Annotated in this window: 11 protein-coding genes, 1 tRNA gene and 1 pseudogene; all 13 read left to right on the forward strand. The window is 64.3% G+C overall.

Going from position 1 to position 17,097, the window contains the following annotated elements; genetic code table 11:
• Positions 1-195 precede the first annotated feature (195 nt).
• The 13 genes and pseudogenes from AOQ71_RS28850 to AOQ71_RS28905 all read left to right on the forward strand — a co-directional run bounded on the left by AOQ71_RS28850 (position 196) and on the right by AOQ71_RS28905 (position 17,096).
• A complete protein-coding gene (locus AOQ71_RS28850) occupies positions 196-1,638 on the forward strand; it encodes a sigma-54 interaction domain-containing protein (RefSeq protein WP_057753911.1) in 1,443 nt (480 codons plus the stop codon).
• 195 nt (positions 1,639-1,833) lie between these two features.
• On the forward strand, positions 1,834-3,135 hold the full coding sequence (locus AOQ71_RS28855; protein ID WP_245317230.1) for an MFS transporter: 1,302 nt from the start codon (positions 1,834-1,836) through the stop codon (positions 3,133-3,135).
• A gap of 118 nt (positions 3,136-3,253) precedes the next feature.
• A complete protein-coding gene (locus tag AOQ71_RS28860; RefSeq protein WP_057753917.1) occupies positions 3,254-5,281 on the forward strand; it encodes an acyl CoA:acetate/3-ketoacid CoA transferase in 2,028 nt (675 codons plus the stop codon).
• Positions 5,282-5,392: 111 nt separating this feature from the next.
• Complete coding sequence (locus tag AOQ71_RS28865; RefSeq protein ID WP_057753919.1) at positions 5,393-6,577, forward strand: substrate-binding domain-containing protein; 1,185 nt, start codon at positions 5,393-5,395, stop codon at positions 6,575-6,577.
• A 206-nt stretch (positions 6,578-6,783) separates the two neighbouring features.
• Positions 6,784-7,560, forward strand: a complete 777-nt coding sequence (locus tag AOQ71_RS28870; protein ID WP_057753922.1) for an ABC transporter ATP-binding protein — start codon at positions 6,784-6,786, stop codon at positions 7,558-7,560.
• Positions 7,557-8,279: an ABC transporter ATP-binding protein gene (locus AOQ71_RS28875; protein WP_057753927.1), complete on the forward strand. Its 723-nt coding sequence runs from the start codon at positions 7,557-7,559 to the stop codon at positions 8,277-8,279. Before AOQ71_RS28870 ends, AOQ71_RS28875 begins: the two co-directional genes overlap by 4 nt.
• Complete coding sequence (locus AOQ71_RS28880; RefSeq protein WP_057753931.1) at positions 8,276-9,286, forward strand: branched-chain amino acid ABC transporter permease; 1,011 nt, start codon at positions 8,276-8,278, stop codon at positions 9,284-9,286. Before AOQ71_RS28875 ends, AOQ71_RS28880 begins: the two co-directional genes overlap by 4 nt.
• Positions 9,283-10,368 carry a branched-chain amino acid ABC transporter permease gene (locus AOQ71_RS28885; RefSeq protein ID WP_205668270.1) on the forward strand — a complete coding sequence of 362 codons (1,086 nt, stop codon included), beginning with the start codon at positions 9,283-9,285 and terminating at the stop codon, positions 10,366-10,368. Before AOQ71_RS28880 ends, AOQ71_RS28885 begins: the two co-directional genes overlap by 4 nt.
• Positions 10,369-10,507: 139 nt before the next feature.
• Complete coding sequence (locus tag AOQ71_RS28890) at positions 10,508-13,618, forward strand: bifunctional diguanylate cyclase/phosphodiesterase (RefSeq protein WP_057753938.1); 3,111 nt, start codon at positions 10,508-10,510, stop codon at positions 13,616-13,618.
• A 1-nt stretch (position 13,619) separates the two neighbouring features.
• Positions 13,620-14,687 (forward strand): sensor domain-containing diguanylate cyclase, encoded by a 1,068-nt coding sequence (locus AOQ71_RS28895; RefSeq protein ID WP_057753941.1) that lies wholly within the window; start codon positions 13,620-13,622, stop codon positions 14,685-14,687.
• A 66-nt stretch (positions 14,688-14,753) separates the two neighbouring features.
• Positions 14,754-14,830 (forward strand) — tRNA-Arg (locus tag AOQ71_RS28900).
• Positions 14,831-15,085: 255 nt separating this feature from the next.
• Positions 15,086-15,247: pseudogene (locus AOQ71_RS48765) on the forward strand (ATP-dependent DNA ligase); the annotation flags it as partial.
• Positions 15,248-16,064: 817 nt separating this feature from the next.
• Positions 16,065-17,096: a Cj0069 family protein gene (locus tag AOQ71_RS28905; RefSeq protein ID WP_057753944.1), complete on the forward strand. Its 1,032-nt coding sequence runs from the start codon at positions 16,065-16,067 to the stop codon at positions 17,094-17,096.
• The last annotated feature ends 1 nt before the right edge of the window (position 17,097 follow it).

A 17,097-nucleotide genomic window follows, 5' to 3' on the forward strand; every position in this document is an offset into this window, starting at 1 on the left:
GGGAGCCTCGGATGTACGGCCGAGGTGTCAGCCGGGCTCGTCGCCCTTCGAGGCCTCCGCTTACGCTCCGGCACCTCAGGGTGAGGGGACATAGATCGCGGGCGAACCGACCACCGCATTAACCCAGTCACGTCGATTTCCCTTTGAAATCGCTGCCCTTTTGGTAATACACAGGCAGGCCTCCCGAGGTACGCCATGTCCGGTCCCTCTTCCGTCGTCAGTGATCCCGCCTATATCCGCGCACGCGCAATGGAGACGCTGTTCGAGCGGCTCGAGCATCTCTGTGAGGGCGCCATCGCGATCGATCGCAGCGGGCGCGTGGTCTATGTCAACGAAAAATACGTCACCGCGATCGGCCTCTCGCATGAATCCGAGGCGCTCGGCCGCCCGATCGAAGAGGTGATCCCCAACAGCCTGTTGCGCAGGGTCGTGGAAACGGGCGAGCCGATCATCCTCGACATCATGGAGCTCGGCGGCCAGCAACTGGTCGTGACCCGGATGCCGATCGAGGACGAGAGAGGGAACATCATCGGTGCGATCGGCTTCGTGCTCTATGATCGCCTCGAAGGCCTGAAGCCGCTGCTCGGTCGCGTCGCCCAGCTCGAGAACGACCTGCGGCTGGCGCGGCGGCAATTGTCGCACGCGCGCGCCGCACGCTTCACCTTCGAGGATTATGTCGGCAGCACCGCAGGCATTGCGCAGGCCAAGACGCTCGCGGCACGCGCCGCGCGCCAAAGTGTGACGGTCCTGCTCACGGGCGAGACCGGCACCGGCAAGGAGATGCTGGCGCAGGCTATCCACAATGCATCGGCGCGCGCCGAAAAGCCTTTCGTGAGCGTCAACGTCGCGGCGATCCCGGACACGCTGATCGAATCGGAGTTCTTCGGTGCGGCGCCGGGCGCCTACACCGGTGCGGACCGCAAGGGGCGCGACGGAAAATTTCGGATCGCCGACGGCGGCACGCTGTTTCTCGACGAGATCGGCGAGATGCCGCTGCAATTGCAGGCCAAGCTGCTGCGCGTTCTGCAGGAGCGCGAGATCGAGCCGCTCGGCTCCGACAAGGTCACCAGGGTCGACGTACGGGTGATTGCCGCCACCAATGTCGACCTGCACAAGCGGGTCAGCGAGGGGACGTTCCGCGCCGATCTCTACTACCGGCTCAACGTGCTCTCGATCGTGCTGCCGCCGCTGCGTCATTGCCTGGACGACCTGCCGGAGATCTGCGGCCGGCTGCTCGAAGACATCAGCGCATCCGGCGATTATCTCAACGCCAGGATCACGCCGAGCGGCCTGACTGCGCTGGCGCGGTACGGCTGGCCCGGCAATGTCCGCGAGCTACGCAACATCCTGGAACGCGCGCTGATCCTGAGCGATTCGGGACGCCTCACCAGCGACGATTTCGATCGCATTCTCCCCGTGAGCGCGGAGATGATACCGGCGGCACCGTCGCGCCCGACCGGTCTCGTCCTGCCCTATGCCGAGGCCGAAGCCGAGTTCGAGAAGCACACGCTCGAGCAGGCGCTTGCCGCGAGCAACGGCCAGATCTCGGAAGCCGCCAAGATGCTCCAGATCTCGCGCGCGACCTTCTACAAGAAGCTCGCCAAGTTCGGCCTCGCCTCGGGCGCCACACCCGTCTGAGTTTCGAGACACCGCGTGTCCGGAGTCTCGGATTCCTGACATGGCGCATTGTGCCTTGGCGGCGCCGCCCACGCTGAATCTGCTGGATTTTCCGCCCATTTGCGCAAACCTATGGCATCTGGCGCAGAGCTTGCTCTTCGCTTTGCACAATGACGCATGCTGCACATGCGCATTCGCAACCAGGGAGAACGCCAGATGAGTGGAGCGATCGCCGTCAATCAGCTGCAAGCACGACACCCGTCACACGTCACCGTCGCCACCGCCAGCCTGATCGGCACGGCGATCGAGTGGTACGACTTCTTCCTCTACGGCACCGCCGCCGCGCTGATCTTCAACAAGCTGTTCTTTCCGACTTTCGACCCGATGATCGGTACACTGCTGGCGTTCGCGACCTATGCGCTCGGCTTCATCGCCCGTCCGCTCGGCGGGGTCGTGTTCGGTCATTACGGCGACAAGATCGGCCGCAAGACCATGCTCTATCTCACGCTGTTGATCATGGGTGCGGCGACGGCGGCGATCGGATTCCTGCCGACCTACGACACCGCCGGCATCTGGGCCGCGATCCTGCTCATCACCTGCCGCCTGGTCCAGGGCTTTGGCCTTGGCGGCGAATGGGGCGGCGCGGTGCTGATGGCGGTCGAGCACGCGCCAGCAGACAAGAAGGGCTTCTACGGCAGCTGGCCGCAGCTGGGCGCGCCGCTCGGCCTCGTGCTCGGCACGCTGGTGTTCTCGGTGGTCTCGGCGATGCTGACGGACGCGCAGCTGCTGGCCTGGGGCTGGCGCATTCCGTTCCTGTTCTCGATCGCACTGGTGGTGGTCGGTCTCTGGATCCGCTTCACCATCGCGGAATCGCCTGAGTTCCAGAAGGTGAAGGACACCAAGCAGGAAGTGAAGATGCCGATCCTCGAGGCGATCAGGATGTACCCGAAGAACATCCTGCTGGCGATGGGCGCGCGCTTTGCGGAGAACGGCTTCTTCTACATCTACGCCACCTTCGTGCTCGCCTATGCGACGCAATCGCTCGGCATGCAAAAGCAGGACATGCTGAACGGGGTGCTGATCGCAGCCGCGATCGAGACCTTCACCATTCCGGCCTTCGGCGCGCTGTCCGACAAGGTCGGGCGCCGGCCGGTCTATATCTTCGGCGCGGTGTTCTCGGCGCTGATGTCGTTCCCGCTGTTCATGCTGCTGGCGACCAAGAATCCGCAATATGCATGGATCGCGATCGTGCTCGGCCTCGCCATCGGACACGCCGCGATGTACGGCCCGCAGGCGAGCTTCCTGTCGGAGCTGTTCGGCACCAAGGTGCGCTATAGCGGCGTCTCGCTCGGCTACAACCTCGCCTCGATCTTCGCCGGCGCGCTGTCGCCGCTGATCGCGACGGGGCTGATGACAGCCTATGCGCCCGCGACCTGGCCGATCTCGCTCTACATGATCGGGCTCGCGATCATCACGGTGGTCTCGGTCTATTTCGCCACCGAAACGCGCAAGGCCTGACAGCCCTGAATGAGCCGGCGCTCACGGCACGGGAGCGGCTCGCCGCTCCCGTGATACAGATCAAACCAAGCAAGAAGAGCGGACCATAGGATCCGCGGAAAGCACGGGAGGGAATGCGATGAGCCAGCACCCAGCCTTGGCTTACCTGCCCCATTCAGAGAAGGGCAAGATCGTCACGGCGGCTGAAGCCGTCATGCTGATTCGCGACGGCGACACGGTCGCCACCGGCGGCTTCGTCGGCATCGGCTTTGCCGAGGAGATCGCAATCGCGCTGGAGGAGCTCTATCTGGCGAACGAGGGCGATGCGCCCTACACGCAAGGCAAGCCGCGCAACCTCACGCTGGTCTATGCCGCGGGCCAGGGCGACGGCAAGCACCGCGGCCTCAACCATTTTGCCCATGAGGGCCTGGTCCGCCGCGTCATCGGCGGACACTGGGGCCTTGCACCGAAATTGCAGCAGCTCGCGATCGCGAACCAGATCGAAGCCTATAATCTGCCGCAGGGTGTGATCACGCATCTGTTCCGCGACATCGCCGCGCACCGTCCGGCTCACGTCACCCGCGTCGGCATCGGCACCTTCGTCGATCCGCGAAACGGCGGCGGCAAGCTGAATCCGCGCACCACCGAGGACATGGTGGAGCTGATCAATCTGCGCGGCGAAGAGTGCCTGCTGTATCGGACGTTCCCGATCAATGTCGGGATCATCCGTGCCACCACCGGCGATCCCGACGGCAACCTCACCATGGAGAAGGAAGCTCTGACGCTGGAAGCGCTGGCGATTGCCATGGCCGCGCACAATTCCGGCGGCATCGTCATCGCCCAGGTCGAGCGCGTCGCCGAGAGCGGCAGCCTCAATCCGCGCCAGGTCAAGATCCCCGGCGTGCTGGTCGATTGCGTCGTCGTGGCCAAGCCCGAGCATCACTGGCAGACCTTTGGCACGCCATATAATCCGGCCTATTCCAGCGAGATTCGCGTGCGCACCGCCTCGCTGCCGGAAATGCCGATGAGCGAGCGCAAGATCATCGCCCGCCGCGCGGCCTTCGAGCTGAAGGCCAACAGCGTCGTCAATCTCGGCATCGGCATGCCCGAGGGCATCGCCTCCGTCGCCAATGAAGAGCGCATCATAGACCTGATCACGCTGACGGCGGAGCCTGGCGTGATCGGCGGCATCCCCGCAAGCGGCATCGATTTCGGCGCGGCGATCAATACCCAGGCGGTGATCGACCAGCCCTATCAGTTCGACTTCTATGACGGCGGCGGGCTGGACGCCGCCTTCCTCGGGCTTGCGCAGGTCGATCGGACCGGCAATCTCAATGTCAGCAAGTTCGGGCCGAAGCTGGCCGGCGCCGGCGGCTTCATCAATATCAGCCAGAATGCCAAGGAGGTCGTGTTCGTCGGCACCTTTGCCGCCGGCCGGCAACGCATCGCCGTCAACGACGGCAAGCTCGCCATCGTGGAGGAGGCGAAGTCGCGCAAGTTCGTCGACAAGGTCGAGCATGTGACCTTCAGCGGCCGCTTTGCCGCGGCGCGCGGGCAACCTGTGCTCTATGTCACCGAGCGCTGCGTCTTTGCGCTGCGGCCCGACGGGCTCGAGCTCACGGAAGTCGCGCCCGGCATCGACATCGACCGCGACATCCTGCGCCTGATGGATTTCAAGCCGCTGATCCCGCGCGAGCCGAGCCTGATGGATGCCCGCATCTTCCGCGACGGTCCCATGGATCTGCGCGAGCGGCTGCTGACCATTCCGCTCGGCCAGCGTTTTGCGCTGGACGAGCAGCAGAACCTGTTCTTCATCAACCTGGAGCGCTATCCCTTGCGCAGCAAGGCCGATATCGACGCGATCGCGCGCACCGTCGAGGCCAGGCTCGCCCCGCTCGGCCGCAAGGTTTACGCCATCGTCAATTATGACAACTTCTCGATCCTGCCGGAGCTGCTGGACGATTACTCGGCCATGGTGCGCAGCCTGGTCGACCGCTTCTATACCGGCGTGTCGCGCTACACGACCTCCGGTTTCCTGCGCATCAAGCTCGGCGAAGCGCTGGAGCGGCGCGGTGTCGCGCCGCACATCTTCGAGAGCGCCGAGGAGGCGCGGTCGGACTGGCAGACCGAGGCCGGCGGCGCGCGGCTCGCGGCGCGGCGAGGTTAAAAAATGATGCAGAGCTTGCGAGCAGCCGCCTCAGCCGTAAGGTCGAATTGCAATGTCCGTCAGGCTGTGCAAATCGCTATTGCCCAACAAATCAATTCAGGAGGGACCATCGTGCGTCGATCACTCATCATAACAACAACCGTTCTCGCCCTCGCTGCGGCGACTGCCGCGCACGCCGACGATCTCAAGGTCGCATTGATCTACGGCAAGACCGGTCCGCTCGAAGCCTATGCCAAGCAGACCGAGACCGGCCTGCAGATGGGTTTTGAATACGCCACCAAGGGCACCATGACGCTCGACGGCCGCAAGATCGTCATCGTCACCAAGGACGACCAGGGCAAGCCGGACCTCGCCAAGGCTGCGCTCGCGGAGGCCTATCAGGACGACAAGGCGGATATCGCCATCGGCACCACCTCCTCGGCCGCCGCGCTCGCCATTCTCCCCGTTGCGGAAGAGAACAAGAAGATCCTGATCGTCGAGCCGGCGGTCGCGGACCAGATTACCGGCGAGAAATGGAATCGCTACATCTTCCGGACCGCGCGCAATTCATCGCAGGACGCGATCTCGAACGCGGTCGCCATCGGCAAGCAGGGCGTGACAGTGGCCACGCTGGCGCAGGACTACGCCTTCGGCCGCGACGGCGTCGCCGCCTTCAAGGAGGCCCTCGCCAAGACCGGCGCGACGCTCGCCGCGGAGGAGTACGCCCCGACCAGCACCACCGACTTCACCGCGGTCGGCCAGCGCCTGTTCGATGCCCTGAAGGACAAGCCGGGCCGCAAGGTGATCTGGGTGATCTGGGCCGGCGCCGGCAATCCACTGGCAAAACTCCAGGACATGGATCCGAAGCGCTACGGCATCGACCTCTCGACCGGCGGCAATATCCTGCCGGCGCTCGCCGCCTACAAGAGCCTGCCCGGCATGGAAGGCGCCACCTATTATTACTACGACATCCCGAAGAATCCGGTGAATGACTGGCTCGTTGCCGAGCACCAGAAGCGCTTCAACGCGCCGCCGGATTTCTTCACCGCGGGCGGCTTTGCCGCCGCCATGTCCGTCGTCGCCGCCGTCACCAAGGCGAAATCGACCGACACCGAGAAGCTGATCACGGCGATGGAAGGCATGGAGTTCGACACGCCGAAGGGCAAGATGGTGTTCCGCAAGGAGGACCATCAGGCGCTGCAGAGCATGTATCACTTCAAGGTCAAGGTCGATCCGAACGTCGCCTGGGCCGTGCTCGAGCCGGTGCGCGAGCTGAAGATCGAGGACATGGACGTTCCGATCAAGAACAAGCGGTGAGCTGGTTACCTCTCCCGCTCTTGTCCGCCGAAGCCTTGGCGAAGGCGGATGCGGGAGAGGTCGGCGCGAAGCGCCGGGTGAGGGCTTTCTCATCTTTGGGATTGCCCCGTTGCGGAGATACTCTCTCCCCTGCCCTCCCCCGCAAGCGGGGGAGGGGGCGCACCGCGACCGCGGATAAATCCAGTTTCATCATTTCCAGACTCTCCATGCCCCTCTCCCTCGAAACCCGTGATCTCACCATCCGCTTCGGCGGGCATGTCGCGGTCAACAATGTCAGCTGTACGTTCCGCCCGGGCGAGCTCACCGCCATTGTCGGGCCGAACGGCGCCGGCAAGACCACCTATTTCAATCTGATCTCGGGCCAGCTGCGCGCATCCAGCGGCAGCATCCTGTTCGACGGCGCCGACATCACTCAGCATTCCGCGCCGCTGCGCAGCCGCGCAGGTCTCGGGCGCGCGTTTCAGCTCACAAATCTCTTCCCGAATCTGACGGTGGAAGAAAACGTCCGCCTCGCGGTGCAGGCGGCGAGCGGCACCCATTACGACATGCTGCGGCCCTGGATGGTCCGCCGCGATTTGATCGCCCGCGCGGATGCCATCCTCGACCAGGTCGCGCTCGGCACCCGCCGCAGCGTCGCCGCGACCGCGCTGTCGCATGGCGACCAGCGCAAGCTCGAAGTTGCGCTGATGATCGCGCTGGAACCAAAAGTGTTCATGTTCGACGAGCCGACCGCCGGCATGAGCATCGACGAGGTGCCTGTCGTGCTGAACCTGATCGCTCAGCTCAAGCAGGACAAGAGCAAGATCATCCTCCTCGTCGAGCACAAGATGGACGTGGTGCGCTCGCTCGCCGACCGCATCATCGTGCTGCACAACGGCCAGCTCGTCGCCGACGGCGTGCCTGCCGAGGTGATCGCCTCGCCGATCGTGCAGGAAGCCTATCTCGGCGTAGCCCCCAAGAAGGTTGCAGGGGGCGCCGCATGACCGACCTGCTCAAACTTTCCGGCGTGCACACCCATATCGGGCGCTACCATATTCTCCAAGGCATCGACCTCGCTGTCCCGCAAGGGCAGGTCACGATGCTGCTCGGCCGCAACGGCGCCGGCAAGACCACGACGCTGCGCACCATCATGGGCCTGTGGCAGGCCTCCTCAGGCGAGATTACGCTCGGCGGGACGCGCATCGAGAGCCTCGCCACGCCCGACATTGCGCGGCTGGGCGTCGGCTACGTGCCCGAGAGCATGGCCGTGTTCTCCGATCTCACGGTGAAGGAAAATCTCGTCCTCGCGGCGCGCGATGCGGCGATGGACGACAGACAGCTGGAATGGATCTTTGGCTTCTTCCCGGCGCTGCGCCGGTTCTGGCTGTCGCGCGCCGGAAGTCTCTCCGGCGGGCAGAAGCAGATGCTGTCGATTGCGCGCGCCATCATCGAGCCGCGCAAGCTGCTGCTGATCGACGAGCCGACCAAGGGCCTGGCACCGGCGATCGTGATGGCGCTGATCGAGTGCCTGAAGGAGATCAAGCGCAAGGGTGCGACCATTCTGCTGGTCGAACAGAATTTCTTTGCAGCGCGCGAGCTCGGCGACAGCGTGCTGGTGATGGACAACGGCACCATCGTCCATCGCGGCGAGATGGCGGCGCTGGCCGCCGACGTGCCGCTGCAGGAACGGTTGCTCGGCCTGAGCCTGGAGGCGCATCAGTGACTGAACTCGCTGCATCAGATCCGCTGCCGAAGCCGAAGCGCGACCTCGCGCCGATCCTGCTGCCGGTCGCACTCGCGCTAGCCATGATCCCGCTGGTCGGCTCGCCCTCGACCTGGCTGACGCTGACAGCGGCGAGCCTCGCCATGGGCATGATGATTTTCATCATGGCCTCGGGGCTGACGCTGGTGTTCGGCCTGATGGACGTGCTCAATTTCGGCCACGGCGCCTTCATCGCGGTCGGCGCCTATGTCGCAACGCTGGTCTTTGCGCCATTTGCGGCCTCGGTGCAGGCGGATTCGCTCTGGCTGAACCTCGCCGTGCTGGCGCCGGCGGCGCTGCTGTCGATGGCGGTATCAGGCGCGCTCGGCCTCGTCGTCGAACGCGTGCTGATCCTGCCCGTCTATGGCCAGCACCTGAAGCAGATCCTGATGACAACAGGCGGGCTGATCGTCGCCGAGCAGACGCTGTATGCGCTATGGGGGCCGCAGATCATTCCGATGCCGCTGCCGGCCTCGCTGCGCGGCTCCTTCATCCTTGGTGACGTCGCGATCGCGAAATACCGCGTGCTGGCCATGCTGATTGGCCTGGCCGTCTTCGTCGCGATCCAGCTCGTGCTCAACCGCACCAAGCTCGGCCTGTTGATCCGCGCCGGCGTCGAGAATCGCGAGATGGTCGAGGCGCTCGGCTATCGCATCCGCCGGCTGTTCCTCGGCGTGTTCATGACGGGATCGGCGCTGGCCGGCCTCGGCGGCGTGATGTGGGCGCTCTATCGCGAGCAGGTCCATGCCTCCATGAGCGACGAGCTCACCGTCCTGATTTTCGTCGTCGTCATCATCGGCGGCCTCGGTTCGATCGGCGGCTGCTTCATCGGCGCGATCCTGGTGGCCATGGTCGCCAATTACGGCGGCTTCCTGGTGCCGAAACTCGCCCTCGTCTCCAACATCCTGCTGATGGTCGCCGTTCTGATGTGGCGCCCGCGCGGCCTCTATGCGGTGACCAGCCGATGATGCTTCTCTCAGGCGATCCGCCGCGCAGCCGCGTGCTCACGCTCATTCTTGTCGTCATCATCCTGGCGCTGGCGGCAACACCGTTTCTGTTTCCGGGAGCAAAGGCGCTGAACGTCGCGGCCAAGATCTGCGTCTTTGCCGCCTTGGTCGCGTCCTATGACCTGCTGCTCGGCTACACCGGCACGGTGTCGTTCGCGCACACCATGTTCTACGGCATCGGCAGCTACGCGATCGCGATCGCGCTGTATGGCATGGGCGCGAACTGGGCCGCGGTCGCCACCGGCATTGTCATCGGCCTGCCGCTGGCCGCGCTGCTTGCGCTTGCGATCGGCCTGTTCTCGTTGCGGGTGGCCGCGATCTTCTTTGCGATGATCACGCTCGCCGTCGCCTCCGCTTTCCAGGTCCTGGCCTCGCAATTGTCATGGCTCACCGGCGGTGAGGACGGTCGCAGCTTCCAGCTGCCGGAGCTGCTGCGCCCCGGCACGGTGCTGATCTCCAAGAACCTGTTCGGCTTCGAGGTCAACGGCCGCATCCTGACCTTCTATCTGGTGTTCGCGATCTCGGCCCTGATGATCCTGGCCCTGCTGCGCGTGGTGAACTCGCCGTTCGGCCGCGTGCTGCAGGCGATCCGCGAGAACCGCTTTCGTGCCGAGGCGCTCGGCTTCCGCACCGTGTTCCATCTGACCTACGCCAACTGCCTCGCGGCCCTGGTCGCCGCCAGCGCCGGCATCCTGAACGCGCTGTGGCTGCGCTATGCCGGGCCGGACACCTCGCTCAGTTTCTCCATCATGCTGGACATTCTCCTGATGGTGGTGATCGGCGGCATGGGCACGATCTACGGCGCGATCATCGGCGCCACGATCTTCATCCTTGCCCAGAATTATCTGCAATCGCTCATGGGCGTCGCCTCCAAAGCCGCGAGCGAAGCCGGCCTGCCATTGCTGCCGGGGCTGCTGCATCCCGACCGCTGGCTGCTCTGGCTCGGGTTGCTCTTCATCGCAAGCGTGTATTTCTTCCCGACCGGCGTGGTCGGGCGGCTACGTCACGGCCGTGGCGACAAGAGTGCCGGCACGCCGCATTAGGCTTCGATTAACGATGCAACGCAGCGCGCCAGTTCCGGCTTTGCGAGATATCTGTAGACCGGTTTAAGCCATGGGTAACCGGCTTTCCTAAGCATTACGCCACCTGTCCATAGTATCTCTGCTCCTCCAGGGGAGTGGGATGCGCCAGGTTTTTCAACAAATGGCAGCTGCGATGGTCCGGGCCGTGAAGGGCGGCCGGGACGCGGCCATGCGGCGCGGCCCGGTGCTGTGGTTGACACTCTCGGGGGCACTGCTCGTCGCCGGCATCTTCGCCGCGACCGCGATAGCCGTTGGCGACTTTCGGGAGCGCGCGCTCGCCAACAAGGAGCGCGAGCTGGAGAACACGGTCCTGTTGTTGACCCGGCACTTCGATCAGCAGTTCGAGGACTCCGAAATCGTAGCCGGCGATCTCATCTCGCAGATGAAGCTACCGGGGATCAGCTCGCCCGAGGCGTTCCGCGAACGCATGTCGAGCGACGAAGCACACCGTATGCTCGCGAACAAGATCAGCGCCGTGAACTACCTCGGCGACATCGCGATCTATGACGTCAACGGCGACCTCATCAACTGGTCGCGAAACGAGCCGCTGCCAAAAATCAACATCGCATCGCGCGCCTACTTTCAGACCTTCAAGTCCAATCCCCAATCCGAGCCGGTGCTGCTGGAGACCGTGCAGAGCTTTCTCATCGGCAAGTGGACCACCGTGGTCGCGCGCCGCTTGACCGGTCCAACGGGCGAATTGCTGGGCATCATGGTGCGGCGGGTCGATCCGGGGAGCTACCAGAAGTATTTTTCCTCCGTATCGCTCGGAGCCGGCGCCGCCATTTCGCTGTTCGATCGCGGCGGCACGATGCTAGCACGCCATCCGCACGCCGAGGAACTGATCGGCAAGAGCTTCGCCAACGGGCCGTTGCTGAAGAAGATTTTGGCCGAGGGGGGTCGGAAGACCCTGCGAATCGAGAGCAGTCCGATCGATGGCCAGGGCCGTCTCGCCGCGGGAGCCCCGCTCCAGAATTTTCCCATCATCGTCCTCGCAACGAATACGATGGAATCGGCCCTCGCCGACTGGCGCGAGCAAACGCGATTCATGATCACCACGGCCATGCTGGCGGCAACGATCATCGCGCTGATCTTCTTCATGATCATCCGCCAGATCGTCAGGCAGAACCGCGAGGCGCAGCAGCGGCTGGAGGCGGAACGGCGGCGGCTGGACACCGCCCTCAACAACATGTCGCAGGGGCTGATCCTGTACGATGCCGACGGCTATATCGTCACCTGCAACCGCCGCTACGCCGACATGTTCGGCCTTTCGCACGATGTCATCAAACCGGGCTGCCACATCCTAGACGCGATGCGCCACCGCAAGGAGCGCGCTGCGTTCGAGGGTGACGTGGAGGCATTCTACGCCGAGGTCATGAGCGTCGTCACCGAAGGCACCGTTTCCAAGCGGACTCATCAACTGACCGATGGCCGGGCCTTCCAGGTCATCAACACCCCGCTTGCGCAGGGTGGCGTCGCCACCATCGAAGAGATCACGGAGCGACGCAATCTCGAGCAAGAACGCGACCGCAACTACACGTTCCTGCGCGAGATCATCGACCACATTCCCTCGCAGATCACGGTGAAGGACGCTCACACGCGGCGCTACCTTCTGGTCAACCGGATTGCCGAGGACATTTTTGGGGAAGGCGGCAAGACCATCGTCGGCAAGACCGCGGCCGATATCCTGCCGGAAGCGGACGCCGACATCGTCACGCGCGACGATGATGCGGTGCTGCAATCGCCGGACCGGCTGCTGCAGAAGGAGCAGAGCTGGAAGACCCCGACCGAAGGCCAGCGCCATACCATTTCAAAGCGCATCGGCATCTGCGACAAGGCCGGCGACCCTCGCTACATCATCAATGTCATCGAGGACGTCACCGAGCAGCGCAACACCGCCGAGAAGATCGCGCATATGGCGCATTACGATGCGCTGACCGACCTGCCCAACCGCGTGCTGTTCCGCGAGCAGATCGAGCGCGAGTTGGAGAAGGTCGTCGGCGGCGCCCGGTTTGCGCTGCTCTATATCGATGTCGACGAATTCAAGGGCATCAACGATTCGCTCGGCCATCATGTCGGCGACGAGCTGTTGATGGCGATCGCCGGCCGCATCCGCGCCTGCCTCAAGCCGGGCGATCTGATCGCGCGGCTCGGCGGCGACGAGTTCGCGGTGATCCAGACCGGAATCCAATCATCCACCGACGTCCTGGGCTTCGTGAGCCAGATCCAGGAAGCGATCCGCCGTCCCTACCACTGCCTCGGCCACCAGCTCTCCACCGACGCCAGCATCGGCATCGCGCTTGCGCCGCAGGACGGGGCCGACCTCGATCAGCTCATCAAGAGTGCCGACCTCGCCATGTACGGCGCCAAGGCGGAGGGGCGGCGCACCTACCGCTTCTTCGTGCCGGAGATGGACGCGAGCGCCAAGGCGCGCCTCTCGCTGGAGCAGGATCTGCGCCAGGCGCTGGTCAATGGCGGCTTCGAGATCCACTACCAGCCGCTGGTCAATCTGCATTCGGGCGAGGTCTCCGGCTGCGAGGCGCTGCTGCGCTGGCGCCATCCCGAACGCGGCATGGTGTCGCCGGCCGAATTCATTCCGATCGCCGAGGACACCGGCCTGATCAACCATCTCGGCGACTGGGTGCTGCGCACGGCCTGCAACGAGGCCGCGACCTGGCCCGCCCATGTCCGCCTCGCGGTCAACGTCTCTCCCGTGCAGCTCAAATGTGGCACGCTGGCGCTCCGGATCGCCGGCGCTCTCGATGCGGCAGGCCTTGATCCGCGGCGGCTCGAACTCGAGATCACCGAAGCCGTGCTGATCCGCGACGACGAGGCGGCGCTCCAGATCCTGCACCAGCTCCGCTCGATCGGCGTGCGCATCGCGCTCGACGATTTCGGCACCGGCTATTCGTCGCTGAGCTATTTGAAGCGCTTCCCGTTCGACAAGATCAAGATCGACCGCTGCTTCGTCGCCGACATCGCTGACGCCGACGGCGCGCCCGTGATCGTGCAGGCGGTGGTGAACATCGCGTCCGCCAGCAACATGACCACGGTTGCCGAAGGCGTCGAGACCGAGGCCCAGCGCGAGATGCTGCGTGCTCTCGGCTGCACCGAGATGCAGGGCTATTTGTTCAGCAGACCGAGACCGGCCGCCGAGGTGCGTGAGCTGTTCGGCCCAGGCGGTGCCATTCCCGTGGCGGCGGTGGCCTGAGATGGCAAAGCTCAGCAGGACGCCCGCGAAGACTGTCGATGTCGCCGATTCCTACGCGGTGCGGCTGATGCAGCATCTGGTGGTGCCGACCTTCGTGATCGATCCGAAGCGGTGCGTAGTGATCTGGAACAAGGCCTGCGAACGGCTGACGGGCGTTGCCGCCTCCGAGGTGATCGGCACCAACAGGCATTGGCAGGCGTTCTACGAGACCAAGCGCCCTTGCCTTGCCGATCTGGTTGCGCTCGACCAGCCCGAGCAGCTGCCGGAGCTCTATCCGGAATATGCCGCGCGCGGCCATAACGGGCTCGGCTTCTCCGCGGAAAACTGGTGCGTGATGCCGAAGCTCGGCAACCAGCTCTATCTTGCGATCGATGCCGGCCCCATCCACGACGAGGCCGGCAATCTGATTGCCGTGGTGGAGACACTGCGCGACCTCACCGACCAGAAGCGTGCCGAAACGGCGCTGAAGGAGCTTGCCACCAAGGACGGGCTGACTGGCCTGTCGAACCGCCGCGCATTCGACCAGATGCTGGCGAGCGAATGGACCCGCGCGCAGCGGACGCAGAAGCCGTTAGCGCTGCTGTTCGTCGACGTCGATCATTTCAAGCTGTTCAATGACGAGCACGGCCACCAGAGCGGCGACGAGTGCCTGCGCGCGGTCGCCCGCGTGGTCAGGCGCTACGCCTTGCGTCCGCTCGACCTCGCCAGCCGCTATGGCGGCGAGGAATTTGCTCTGATCCTGCCCGAGATGGGCTGCGACGATGCCTGCACCATCGCCGAGGAGATCCGCCGCGCCGTGATGGCCTTGCAGATCGCCCATGGCGCCCGTGGAGCCGGCGACCGCGTGACCCTCAGTGTCGGCGTCGCCTGTCACGTTCCCGGCGAGGCCGATGGCACCCCCAATGGCCTGCTGAACGCGGCCGATCAGGCGCTCTATGCCGCCAAGCGGCTCGGCCGCAACCGCGTGGTCTGCTCCGATCGGGTGCTGGCCGAATTTACCGCCCTCGGCCGGGAAAACGAGCCAGTTAGCGGTCAAGTTCCTGCCGTCGCTCCACGCAAATCGGCCTAAAGCGCTGATATTGCCGCGGCGAGACCGTTGCCCGCCCCTCGCCATTAGGCTAAATGAGGCCTCGTTGCGCCCGTAGCTCAGCTGGATAGAGCGTTGCCCTCCGAAGGCAAAGGTCACACGTTCGAATCGTGTCGGGCGCGCCATTAAAAACAAGTACTTAGCGTATTCGATTTTTCTTCCTCACCGGTCGGGTAAGCGGCAGGGATAGCTTGACGCATCGATTGCAAACACCGTGCGTGGAGGACCATCAGTGATCCGCCGCGCGACTGCCATCGGCTTCTCTCGCCAAGCCAAGCCTGGTCGCACCGAACCACTTCGCGTTACGACATGACCGATGACGGGGTCGAACACGAGGCGGTCCGTGATGATTTTGAAACCGGCAAAAGCGCTTTGTGATCGAGCGGGGCGAGATCGGGCCCGATCTATTCCGAGCAGCCTGCTGGATGGGTCTCGAAGGGCTCGTGTCTAAACATCGCGATCGGCCGTACCGAGCCGGTCGGCAGAAGCACTGGATCAAGGTGAAGAACCGGACGCATCCAGCAATGACGCGGGAGCCTTGACGTCTCACGGGACCTTCTGGGCGGCCGGCGCCGCGGCAAAAAGCAGCGCCGCGCTTTCGACCACAGTAATTCTCCCGGCTCTGGAACATGGCCCTAATACCGGATTCGGTCGCGTTCCCATAGCCCGTGTACCCATAACGCCGGCAGCGTGACGCGACCAAGGCAATGTCTGCTTTGTCGAGGAGGCCGCAGCGGAAGGTCGGAGAGTCGGCCCCGACCAACTTTGGGCTTTTGGAGGTGGACGGGTCGGGGCCGCTGGAGGTGCTTGGTTTCGAAGGCACCAAGCAATGAGAAGCCTGCTCACAGATCGCAGGGCGGCTCTGTTCGCTTTCGCACAGTTCCAGCTGCATATTTTTCCCGACTAGATTCACATATTTCTATGCAGCCGGGGAATGAGCGAGGCCTACTCAACCTATTGCAAATGGGACCAAGAGGCCGTGGTGAGTGAAAGTGGGCGAACCGCAAGCAGATTTTTCATTCGAATGGGGGGCAAAGGTTGGATGGTTTACGATCGAGAGCGCCGGGGCCCGGCGCTGCTCGGTACGGACATAGCAGCCAATTTGACGAGGGAGCAGGCAGAGCGAGCCTACGAAGTTCTCACTCGCTCAACACCGGAACGCTAACCACGGAAGAAGCCCGCCAGCGTGAAACGGCGGGCCGCGCGACATCAACGGCCGCTCAGGGCGTCGCGGGGGCGCCATCAGCCACCTTGAAACGGCCTGATAATCTCACGTAGAATGTTCCGGAGGGGACAAGCAGACTCCCCGTGAGACTTCGGTCCAAGCTCTGCGCAGCACGCAATTCGTGGAGCTTGCGCATGATCGAACGCCAATCACCTCCCCTGCATTCTATGGCTATTCTTTTCCGGGGCGACGCTGCGGCTCGCCGGGATGTGACCGCTCAGAACAGCCGCTTCGCCGACGTCTTCGAAGCCCTCGCCGCCCTCGGCATCGAAGCACGCCCGGCGATCTATGATGAGGCCTTCGCCGGGCAAGTCCGCGAACAATTGCTCGCGGTCGACGGCGTGCTCGTCTGGGTCAACCCGATCCAGGAGGGCCGAGACCGTGCCGGTCTCGACGCGCTGCTGCGCGACGTCGCCGCCAAAGGCGTGTGGGTGAGCGCGCACCCTGATGTGATCCTCAAGATGGGCACCAAGGAGGTGCTCTATCGGACCCGCTCGATGGGGTGGGGAAGCGACACGGCGCTGTATCAGAACGCCGCGGCAATGCGCGCCGAGCTGCCGGGCAGGCTCGCGAGCGGCGCGCGCGTGATCAAGCGCAACCGGGGCAATGGGGGCCAAGGCGTCTGGAAGGTCGAGAAGCTTCCGACCTCCTCCATGATAAGAGTGCTGGACGCGACCAAGGAAGTCCCCGAGGAGCTGACGCTGGATGATTTTGTCCGTCGCTGCGCGGAGTATTTCGAGAACGGCAGCGTGATCGACCAACCCTTCCAGCCTCGCCTGAGCGAGGGCGTGGTGCGTTGCTACATGGCAGGCGATCGCTGCGCCGGGTTCGGCCACCACAAGGTCAAGGCCCTGGTCGATACGCCGGCCGCGCGTTCCCAGGCCGGACCGCGGCTCTATACATCCAACGCAGACCCGCGCTTCCAGCGGCTGCGCCGGTTGATGGAAGACGAATGGACGCCGCAGTTGACGTCCTTGATGGATATCGCGAGAGATGACCTGCCCGCGATCTGGGACGCCGACTTCATGCTTGGCCCGGTCGAGGCCGAAGGGAGCGACAGCTACGTGCTCGGCGAGATCAATGTCAGCTCGGTGCACCCCTACCCGAACGAGGCGCCGGTGCACGTCGCCAGATGGGTTGCCGACCGGCTGCAGCGCAAGCGTTGAC

Source organism: Bradyrhizobium manausense (assembly GCF_001440035.1).
GTDB classification, from domain to species: domain Bacteria; phylum Pseudomonadota; class Alphaproteobacteria; order Rhizobiales; family Xanthobacteraceae; genus Bradyrhizobium; species Bradyrhizobium manausense.